Origin of the sequence: Bifidobacterium sp. (genome assembly GCF_050874245.1) — a bacterium.
Classification (GTDB): Bacteria; Actinomycetota; Actinomycetes; order Actinomycetales; family Bifidobacteriaceae; genus Bifidobacterium.
In genome coordinates this window covers 40,142-50,298 of record NZ_JBNMKH010000005.1, presented here as the reverse complement: position 1 = coordinate 50,298, position 10,157 = coordinate 40,142, and the positions used below count along the sequence as shown (strand labels likewise).

Sequence of the window (10,157 nt, the reverse complement as noted above, 5' to 3'; positions counted from 1 at the left end):
CCTGTCCGCGCCGGAACGTCTGGGGAACGTCGCCGCGGCCTGCGATTGGACGAAGGCTGCCACATGGACGTTCGAGCCGCTTGACGATGAGGCCTTCCCCGCGGTGAGCCTCGCCCGTCACTGCCTCGAATCGTCCGAAAAGCATACCGCCGTGCTCAACGCGGCCAACGAGCAGGCCGTCCATGCGTTCCTTGAGCATCGTCTGTCGTATCTTGGCATCGTGGACACCGTGCGTGAGGTCCTCGACGAGATGGACGCCGAACTGCGTGGCAATCCGCTGTTCGCTTCCGTGGAGGAAATGAGCCAACTCGAGCGTGAGGCGCGTGACCGCGCCGACAGGCTGATAAACAGGTAAAGACGAAAGCAATCGCAAGAACCATAGCGGGGCGTGTGAAACGCTCCGCACATGTCAAGGATCACGTATGCCAGAAAACGAAAAACCGTTCCGCAAAACCGGCGATGCGGACATCAGCGAAAGTCCGCTGCATCCCCGCCGCAAATCCCGCCGTATCATGGTCGGACCGGTGCCGGTCGGTGGGGGAGCACCGATTTCGGTGCAGTCCATGACCAACACGGTGACGGCGGATGTGCCGGCGACCCTGCGTCAGATCGCGGAACTGACCGCCGCGGGATGCGACATCGTGCGCGTGGCCGTGCCAAGCCAGGATGATGCTGACGCGTTGCCGGAAATCGTAAGGAAATCGCCGATTCCGGTGATTGCCGACATCCACTTCCAAAGCAAGTACGTATTCCAGGCCATCGATGCCGGTTGCGCCGCCGTGCGCGTGAATCCGGGCAACATCCGTAAATTCGACGAGGTCGGCCCCTCGATCTGCAAAGCGGCCACGGATGCGGGCATTTCCCTGCGCATCGGCGTGAACGCCGGTTCGCTCGACAAGGAACTGTACGCCAAGTACGGCGGACCCACACCGGAGGCGCTGGTGGCGTCCGCGCTGAAGGAAGCGCGCATGTTTGAAGACGTCGGCTTCCACGATTTCAAGATTTCCGTCAAGCACCATGATGTGGTCACCATGGTGCAGACGTACCGTCTGCTGGCGTCCAAAGGCGATTGGCCGCTGCATTTGGGCGTCACCGAAGCCGGCCCGACTTGGCAGGGCACGATCAAAAGCTGTCTGGCGTTCGGCGCTCTGCTGGCCGAGGGCATTGGCGACACCATCCGCGTCTCGCTGTCCGCACCTCCGGTGGAAGAGGTGAAGGTCGGATGCAAGTTGCTGGAATACATGGGACTACGCCCGCGCAAATTCGACATCATCTCCTGCCCGAGCTGCGGCCGGTCCCAGGTGGATGTGATTCAACTGGCCAACGCCGTGACCGAAGGCTTGAAGGATGTGACGGCGCCGATCCGCGTGGCCGTGATGGGCTGCATCGTCAATGGTCCCGGTGAGGCCCGCGAAGCCGATCTGGGCGTGGCATCCGGCAATGGCAAAGGGCAGATTTTCATCAAGGGCAAAGTCATCCAGACCGTGCCGGAGGATCAGATTGTCGAGACTCTGCTCGCCAAGGCACAGGAGATTGCCGCGCAGATGGAAGCGGACGGCCAGGTGCCTCCCTCCGTGACCGGTCCGGTGGTCGTGCCGGTGACTCAGAACGGCAATTGCTGAAAACGCATCCCCGTGCTCCGTTGCGTTGACGGCGGGGCACGGGAACAGGTTTCTCAGCGCTGGTCGGTAGAATGAACGGCGTGTCAGAACAGGATCGTCAATCAGCAATCGCCAGTCAATTCCCTCAGCAAGGGGAGGAGTCTTCTCGCTTCGCGGAGCCATATCGTCCATGGACAAGCGGTCGGCGGCTGATGGTGAGCCTGCCCATTTTCATTATTCTGCTGGGCATCTTGGTTTCCGTGGCCAATCTGACGGCATCCTCATGGAATTATGAGCCGACCGAACAGACCATTGAGACGCTTGACTCAGACACGTCCGTGACCTTCAACAACACCACCGGCAAGGCTTTGGCGAAAAAGGGCGATTACGAGGTGACGAAACGGTATGTCGTCATCAACGCGAAACGGCCTTCCACCGGTGAGGTACAGCGGATCAAAGTGCTGATCCGCGAGCCGAAAGGGGCTGGTGGCAACCGGCCCGGCGTGGTCTTCATGCATGGGGCCGGTTACGGAACCTGCGACAACTCCTTCGGAGACATGGCCACTGACCTGTCCTCCGCAGGCTTCGTGACGGCGGTGCTTGACAAGCCGGTCTGGTCCACCAACGACGCCACACGTGACTATCCGGGATCGGCGGCCATCTATGACCAGGTCATCGACCTGTTGAGGGACATGGATACGGTGAACGCCTCCGAAGTGGGCATCTACGCCACTTCTGAAAGCACCTGGATATCCTCGTACCTGCTGCAGCGGGACCCCGACGTGGCCTTCCAGGTGCTGCTCAGCCCCATGGTCTACGAGCCCAGATATTCATTGGGATTCCTTGCCGCGCAGGACTTCGCGCTCGTCGGCGCGCACGACGGTTACCAGTCAATCGTCCGCCGTGTGTTCGGTATCGACGCCTCGCTGTTCGGTCTCACCAACCTCGATATCGATACGCTGACGCCGAAAGCCTACGCCATTCCCACATTGGTGGCGTACGGCACGAAGGACGTCATGACCGCGCAGGTGGAAGGCACTGAGAAAATCGTCGATTTGGCGCATAAGGCCGGCAACCGGAACGTCACCATACGCACGTATCCAATCGCCAACCATGTGCTTCGGCTCGGCGACGAAGCCAATTCCGGCACACCGTTCGCCGACGCGTATGAGGATGACGTGGTCGACTGGGCCGTCGGTACCACGCAGGGGCTTACGCAAACCAGCGAACGCGTCGCCGGCACCAGAATGTACCAATCGATCGCCGTTCCGTTGGAGCTCAAAGCGAATCGCGGTCTGACCATCTATCTGGTGGCGCTGCACGTCGGCATGGTGCTGTTGCTGCTTGTCGTGGGATTGCTGTGGCTCATCGTGCTGGCGCGCAAGATCTGGGCGCGTGCGCACGGACGGCGATATCGGCTGGGAATGGCACGGGGCTTCAAGAATTCGCTGGTCACGTTGACGATCGCCACCATGGCCACGTTCGTACTGTTCTGCGCGGGACTCGGCGACGTGATCATGGGCGTCGTCAAGCTTGCATGGGGCAGCGCGCCCGCCGAGGATCCGGGCGTGATGTATTGGAGCTGGCCGGTCATCCAGGTGGTGTGCATCGCCGTGGTATGGGCGTGGTCCCGGGTGTTCATGCGGTTGATCGAAGAGGCGTCCCACCGTGGCATCGTGCAATGGCCGCCGCGCAAGGGAGCCATCGGCGAGATCGTCAGTGGCCGTCAACCGGTGCTGGCCTCCACACGTTTCGGCCGTGTGATGTTCTGGCTGACGGTAATGGCCATGTTCTCCGTGCTGCTTGTTTTCGCATTCTGGGGACTGTTCATCTACTAAGGGTTTCCTGGCGGACTCACGCCGTGGAATCGTGGAGCGATCGCAGGAAAGAAGGCATGCATTGCCGCTGTATCAGGACGAAGGCGTGGTGCTGCGCACCGTCAAACTTGGTGAAGCCGACCGCATCGTCACCTTGCTTACGCGCGGCCATGGCAAAATCCGCGCCGTGGCCAAAGGCGTAAGACGGACCAAATCACGATTCGGCGGCCGTCTCGAACCGTTCATGCGCGTGTCGCTGCTGATCGCGGAAGGCAGGTCACTCGATGTCGTGTCCCAAGCCGAATCGATTTCCGCGTATGCCGGATCGATCTGCTCCGATTTCCAAGCGTACACGGCGGCGAATGTGATCTGCGAGACCGCCGACAAGCTGGTCGTGGCGGAAAAGGAGCCTGCGGCCGCGCAATATCGGTTGGTATTGGGTGCGTTGAACGCGCTTGCCAAGCATGCGCATGATTCGTCCGCGATCGGCGATTCGTACGTGCTGCGTGCGCTGGCGATCGCCGGCTGGACTCCGCGATTGCGCGCCTGCGTGGTGTGCGGAGAACCGATCTCGTCCTCACTCGGTTGGTATTTCTCGATTCCCGCTGGAGGATTGATGTGCGTCGCCGACCATACGCCTGAATCCGAAGCGGTTTCGTGGGATGCGCTTTGCCGGCTTTCCGCTTTGGTGGAAGGCGATTGGGGGGAGTTGGATGGCGTTCCCGTCACTCCGGCGATTCAGCGGGAAACCCACCAAATGGTGGAAGAATGGGGTGAATACTATCTGGAACGGCCGATTCGTTCCATGCGCTTGCTAGATTAGCGGTATGGCTTTTGAGAACGTGGATTACAAATCCCTTGACATTCCGGCGGCACCATTCTCCGATCCGTCGATTATTCCCGATTTTCCGAAGAACAAGGTTCCGCGCCATGTAGGCGTGATCATGGACGGTAACGGCCGTTGGGCCCAGAAGCGTGGTCTGATCCGCACCGACGGGCATCAGGCCGCCGAACCGGTGGTGTTCGACACTATCGCCGGCGCCATCGAGGCGGGTGTGCGCTACTTGTCGCTGTACACGTTCTCCACCGAGAACTGGAAGCGCAGCCCGCAGGAAGTGCGGTTCCTGATGGGATTCTCGCGTGACATCATCCATCGCCGCGTCGATCAGATGAACGAGTGGGGTGTGCGCGTGCGCTGGTCGGGCCGCCGGCCGAAGCTGTGGAAGTCCGTGATTGATGAGCTGGAAGTGGCTCAGGAGAAGACGAAGAACAACAAGACCATTGATGTGGTGTTCTGTCTGAACTACGGCGGCCGTGCCGAGATCGCGGATGCATGCGCGGCTATTGCGCGTGAGGTGCGTGACGGCAAGATCTCCGGCGATCGCGTGACGGAGAAGATGATTGCCGAACATCTGTACAACCCGGATATTCCCGACTGCGATCTGGTGATTCGTACTTCCGGCGAGCAGCGTACCTCGAACTTCCTGCCGTGGGAGGCCGCCTACGCGGAGCTCGATTTCGTGCCTGAGCTGTTCCCGGATTGCGGCCGCGAGGTGCTGTGGCGTTCCATCGACCACTACGTCCACCGTGATCGCCGTTTCGGTGGCGTGAAGAAGTAGGAATACCTGTTCACGCTAATGTGTGCTTGTTTTGGACGAAATCCGGCTTGGTTCCGTCCAAAACAAGCACACATCAACGTTGGATTCCGGCGATTCTGCGGGTGAAGTCGGCTACGAAACGGTCGTGATCGACGGTCAACGCGACGTGCACGCGGGGTACGGTTGGGTCGATGAGACCGGCCGGATCGCCGATGGTGCGACCACGCGTGCCGTGGAAATCACCCGTTTGCGTCTCGACCTTCATCGGCAGGTCGAAGCATTCCACCAAACTCGGGTCCAATGCGACGGCCGCGGCAAGCGGGTCGTGCAACGGCATGCCTGTCGAGAAGAGACGCGCATCCGCATGAAGGTTCGCTGTGATTGAGAAATCGGCGATATCGGCAAGGAACGTCCGCACATCGGTCGGTGCGGCTTGGCGCCATTGCGTGGTCGCGTCGGTTCCCAGCAGACACTGGTGTGTGACATCCAGACCGACCATGGTCACGTCCGCACCGGAATGGAACACGCGATCCGCCGCTTCTGGATCCTGGATGATGTTCGTTTCGGCGGTCGCATCCCAACAGTTGCCCTCTTGGGTGAGCGTCCCGCCCATCATCACCAGCCGTAATCCGTCCGCGATGTCCGGTGCCGCAGTGAGTGCCGCGTCGATGTCGGTCAGCGGGCCGGTCGCCACCACCGTGACGTCCCTGCCATACCGGCGGACCATGTCGACGATGAACCGCACGCCCTCCGGCAAAGCGACGCTTGCGCCTGCCGCGCGATCGCATGGGGTAAACGAAAGCGTGAACGAATCGGTGGAGGGATTCGCATGGCGGTCATGCACGTCATAGCCGCCTACGGAAATCAGCCTACGCGATGCCGACGTGTACATTTTCACCGAAGCGGACGTGAGTGACATGGGTGGGTCCGTGGCCGGCCCGAAGCCGCCCAAGCCATCCGTTCCATGGAATTGCGCGCATCCCGCGTCTGCGATGAAGGAATCGGCCCATGATGGATGCGTGGAGCCCGCTAGGACCGGCACATGCCGCAATCCCAGCCGATCCAACACGTATCGTGTGTTGCGCACGGCCGTGCCTGCTGCCACGTTGCCGTATGTGCCGATGGCACCCAGCATTTCGACATCGTCAAACGTGGAGACATATGCCAAAGCCAGCGCGTCATCGATGCCGGTATCGACATCGAGAATCAGCTTGCGTTTGACGGAGGATGGTGTGGACGTCATCGGATTCACCCCAGGAACTCGTCGGTCGAGATGTCCTTGGCCACCGGTGCGGTGTGCACCGTCTTGCCGTGCGAATCGGTGTAGGCGTCCTCTTTGGCGAGGAAATCGAAATACTGTTGCGCGCCTTTTGCATCGTTGGTGCCGAATATGAACGAGCCATCCTTGATCTTGGCCGGATCACCCCAATACTGGCCGTTCACGATCGTTTTCATGCTCTGCTTGACGAAATCGAGTTTGAGATTCGCGTCGGGAGCCTCTTTGACGAGGATCGCCGCGGCGTCATCGGGATGCGCATAGGCGTATTCGTAACCCTTTTTGGTGGCCTGCACGAACTTCCTCACCAGATTCGGATTGGATGAGATCGTCTTGTCGCTGGTGATCACGCCGATGGTGTCGGCGTTGCCGGGCACACCATAGTCCGGCTCGGTGAAGCAGTTGAGCTTGGGGCCGTACATATCGGCCTGCACGCCTTCCCAAGTGGCGTAGAAGCCGCCGAAGTCAGCCTTCTTGCTGGACAGCGTCTGGAATGTGGACGTGCCGACGGTCACCTTGTCGAACGTGCCTTTGCCTCCGTCGGTCTGGATCATGCGGCGAATCACCGCGTCGGATTCGTTGGAACCGAACGTGGCGAAGGTCTTGCCGTCGAAATCCTTCGGGGATGTGATGGCTTTATTCGAGGCGAGCGAGCACCAGATGGCGCTTGGTTTCTGCTGCACCTGCATGACCTGCTTGATTTTCGCGCCTTTGGTGGCATACATGCCCACATTGGTGAGATTGGACAACGCGAAGTCGGCCACGCCGTTGTTCACGGCCTGTTCGGCGCCGGCCTGCGCCACCGCCACGATGTCAACATCGAGCCCGACCTGCTTGAAATAGCCTTTGTTCTTCGCCACGTATACGCCGATATGGTTGGTGTCGGGCGCCCATGACAGCATGAACGTCACTTTTTTGAGGCCGTCGCCGTCGGTGGCGGTTCCTGCGGTGTTGTTGCTGTGCCCGCATGCGGCTGTGCCGGCAAGCATGGCGATTGCGCCGAGAAGTGCGATTGCTTTGCGGAGGACTGTCTTCTTCATTCCTTGCGATTTCCCTTGAATCCTGTTGCCTTATCGTTTTCTAGGGATTGGCGCTGCGGACGGAGTTCGGGCAGAAAACGATACGAAGGGTCCAGCCCCCGTTCGTCCAATGCCCCCGGCGAACCGGTTTGCCACACATTGGCTAAACAGCGATTTTCATTATACGGGTTGCTCTGACGTGGCAGACAGTGGATGTACGGATGCTGTTGTATCGCAAGCGGGTGTTGATTTGGATGAAAACCTCCCTGATTTCATCCAAATCAACGCCCATTGGATTGCGTTCACTGTCCGGCATCCGGATCCTCGTCCTCGCCGACGGGTCCGAGCAGCATGCGTTCGCTCAGATTCACGAGGCACATGAGTATTCCGGTGATGACGATGATGACCAGCGTGGCGGAGAAGATGAGCGGCGTGCGGAACGAGTTGTAGGCCGCCTGCAGCCAGATGCCGAGGCCCTTGCGCGCGCCCAGGTATTCCGCGGTGGCGGCGGTGGCGAAGATGTAGGCTGCGGACACGCGGATGCCGCCGTAAATTTGTCGTGCGGCCACGCGCAACTTCACATGCCACAGCGTCCATGTACGGGTCGCGCCGCAGGTCAGCGCGACATCCGAATAGAACTGGGGGACCGCCTCAAGACCACGAATCGTCTGCACTGCGATTGGGAACAGGCCGAAAACGGCTACGATCACGATTTTGCCGGACACTTCGAAACCGAACCAAATCAGGAATAGCGGTGCGATTGAAATCAACGGCATCGTCTGCGCGGCCGACAGCAGCGGGAACAGCGCTGCGTTCGCAATACGGGAGCAGTACAGCAGAATCCCAATCAGAATGCCGCATGTCACGGCAAGCAGGAAACCGACGGTGCCTTCCAGCAATGTGACCTGTGTCGCGGGCCAGAGCGTCGGCCAGGTTTCGACGGTGGCCTGCGCGATTTCACTGGGGGAGGCAATCATCGTGGACGGCACGTGTCCCAAGCGCACCCATGCCTCCCATATGACAAGCAACAGTACTATTGCGATCACCGTCGGCAGACGTTTGATGCATGCCGTCTTCAGTTTGCGCATCATGTGTTTCGTCATAGATGGCCGTTGTTTTGCCGGAAGTTGTTGAACGTGCGATTCCGCCATCGTTCACCTTGCTTTCTGCGTCAAAGTGGACGCGCACGTGACCGACAACGGGAAACCAGTAAGGTGAGGAGCCTGCCCATCGTACGGTCAGAAAAGTCTGTTACCGGTTGGACAGTATAGACGACGACGTGGGACGTATGGCAAACGATTTCCGTCCACAATGGCGCACGCACTGAATAAGGGGAGGTCCTTCGCGCCGTGTGATGCGAAGGACCTCCCCTATGTGTGGTTGCGTCAGCAGTCGAAGGTGGTCGGAATCAGGCCTTGGCCTCTTCCATGGCCTTGAGCTGCTTGTCAGTGTAGAACGGGTCGCCGCCGACCTCCTGGTCGTCCTTCTTGATCACGAAGAAGCCGTAAATCAGGGCCGCCAGCACGATGGCCGCGATGATGAAGAACGTCGGACGGTCACCCATCGCGCCGTGCAGCACGCCCAGCGGAGTGGAGAAGATCACCTGACCGACCTGAGCGGCGATCTGGAAGCCAACCATGTACAGAATCGCGGACAGCTTCGTGTCGAAGTGCAGGGTGAAGTAGCGGAACGCCGGCAGGGAGAACAGCGGCACCTCGATGGAATGGAACAGCTTGACGATGGATACCGTGACCGGGTCGTGGAACACGCCGCACAGGCCGATGCGCAGGAACATCACAGTGGCACCCAGCAGCAGGGAGTTGCGCACGCCGATCTTCTTCATGATGATCGGGACGACACCCATCATGGCGGACTCGAGGAACACCTGGACGGAATTGAGCACGCCGTAGGTGGCGTTACCCATTTCGGTGGTCGGGAACAGGGAGGCGTAGTAGTTCGGGAACATCTGGCCGTCGAACACCACATAGAAGGTGTTGGTGAACAGCATGAAGACGATAAGCACCCACAGGGTCGGCATCTTCAGAACGGAAAGCATTTCCTTCGCGGACGGGTTGGTGGGGGCGGTGTCCGGATCGGACTCCTTCTTGAACTCCTCCTTCTGTTCGGCCGGGACCCAGAACAGGTAGATGCACAGCAGGATGACTCCGAACACGGAGCCGACCCAGAAGTTCAGCATCGAGTTGATGTTGAACAGGAAGCCTGCGAACAGTGCCACGAGAGCGTAGCCGAAGGAGCCCCATGCGCGCGCCTGGCCGTATTCGAAGCCGAACTTGCGCGAGCAGCGTTCCACAAGCGCCTCATACAGCGGGGAGGCTGCGAAGAAGCCAGCGGACAGCACGATTGCGCCGATGATAGCGCCGGCCATGTGGGTGGCACCGCCAGCCTGCAGCATCGGGGCGTAGATGAACTGTACGAACGGTCCGACGAGCGCGGCGAGCGCGGAGGTGAAGATCACGAGCTGGCGCTTGATGACCAGACGGTCCTGGATGGCGCCGTACACGAACATGAGAATGAGGTTGGCGAAGGAGTTGATGGAGCAGATTTGTCCCTGCTCGGCGGGGCTCAATCCCAGACCGTGGGTCGGGTCGGTGAGCCAGCGGGACGCGAAGAAGGAGTTCCAGATGCCCCAGGAGCAGAAGAACATGAAGATGCTGAAGGAGTTCTGCAGGTAGGAAGGATTCTTCCACACAGAACGATTTTTGCTTGCCATGTATTCTCTTTTTCTTTGTGTGTGGTGCCGCCTGAGGTGCAGTGTTTCCGGCGGCCTCTTCGATGTTGCATTATGTTGCGCCATATTCCCCCGATATGGTTGTGACTTTCGGGGG

Annotated in this window: 8 protein-coding genes and 1 pseudogene; 5 read left to right on the top strand and 4 right to left on the bottom strand. The window is 59.9% G+C overall.

Annotated elements, in window-relative coordinates; genetic code table 11:
- The 5 genes and pseudogenes from ACR0P8_RS01240 to ACR0P8_RS01220 form a co-directional block, all read left to right on the top strand.
- A pseudogene (locus ACR0P8_RS01240) lies at window positions 1–355 on the top strand (1-deoxy-D-xylulose-5-phosphate reductoisomerase); the annotation flags it as partial.
- 67 nt (window positions 356–422) lie between these two features.
- Window positions 423–1,622, top strand: coding sequence for a flavodoxin-dependent (E)-4-hydroxy-3-methylbut-2-enyl-diphosphate synthase (ispG, locus tag ACR0P8_RS01235; protein ID WP_432622919.1), 1,200 nt, complete (start codon window positions 423–425; stop codon window positions 1,620–1,622).
- Between the two features lie 191 nt (window positions 1,623–1,813).
- On the top strand, window positions 1,814–3,439 hold the full coding sequence (locus ACR0P8_RS01230; RefSeq protein WP_432622917.1) for an alpha/beta hydrolase family protein: 1,626 nt from the start codon (window positions 1,814–1,816) through the stop codon (window positions 3,437–3,439).
- A 61-nt stretch (window positions 3,440–3,500) separates the two neighbouring features.
- Window positions 3,501–4,241 carry a DNA repair protein RecO gene (gene recO, locus ACR0P8_RS01225; protein WP_432622915.1) on the top strand — a complete coding sequence of 247 codons (741 nt, stop codon included), beginning with the start codon at window positions 3,501–3,503 and terminating at the stop codon, window positions 4,239–4,241.
- 4 nt (window positions 4,242–4,245) lie between these two features.
- Window positions 4,246–5,037: an isoprenyl transferase gene (locus ACR0P8_RS01220; RefSeq protein ID WP_432622913.1), complete on the top strand. Its 792-nt coding sequence runs from the start codon at window positions 4,246–4,248 to the stop codon at window positions 5,035–5,037.
- 73 nt (window positions 5,038–5,110) lie between these two features.
- Here the strand turns inward: ACR0P8_RS01220 and ACR0P8_RS01215 are convergent, their stop codons facing one another.
- From ACR0P8_RS01215 to ACR0P8_RS01200, 4 genes are all read right to left on the bottom strand, one after another.
- Entirely contained in the window at window positions 5,111–6,259 is a 1,149-nt protein-coding gene (locus tag ACR0P8_RS01215) for a nucleoside hydrolase (RefSeq protein WP_432622911.1), read from the bottom strand.
- Window positions 6,260–6,264: 5 nt separating this feature from the next.
- Window positions 6,265–7,332 (bottom strand): ABC transporter substrate-binding protein, encoded by a 1,068-nt coding sequence (locus ACR0P8_RS01210; RefSeq protein ID WP_432622909.1) that lies wholly within the window; start codon window positions 7,330–7,332, stop codon window positions 6,265–6,267.
- A 281-nt stretch (window positions 7,333–7,613) separates the two neighbouring features.
- Window positions 7,614–8,402, bottom strand: coding sequence for an ABC transporter permease (locus ACR0P8_RS01205; protein WP_432622907.1), 789 nt, complete (start codon window positions 8,400–8,402; stop codon window positions 7,614–7,616).
- A gap of 317 nt (window positions 8,403–8,719) precedes the next feature.
- A complete protein-coding gene (locus tag ACR0P8_RS01200) occupies window positions 8,720–10,042 on the bottom strand; it encodes an MFS transporter (protein WP_432622905.1) in 1,323 nt (440 codons plus the stop codon).
- Window positions 10,043–10,157 lie beyond the last annotated feature (115 nt).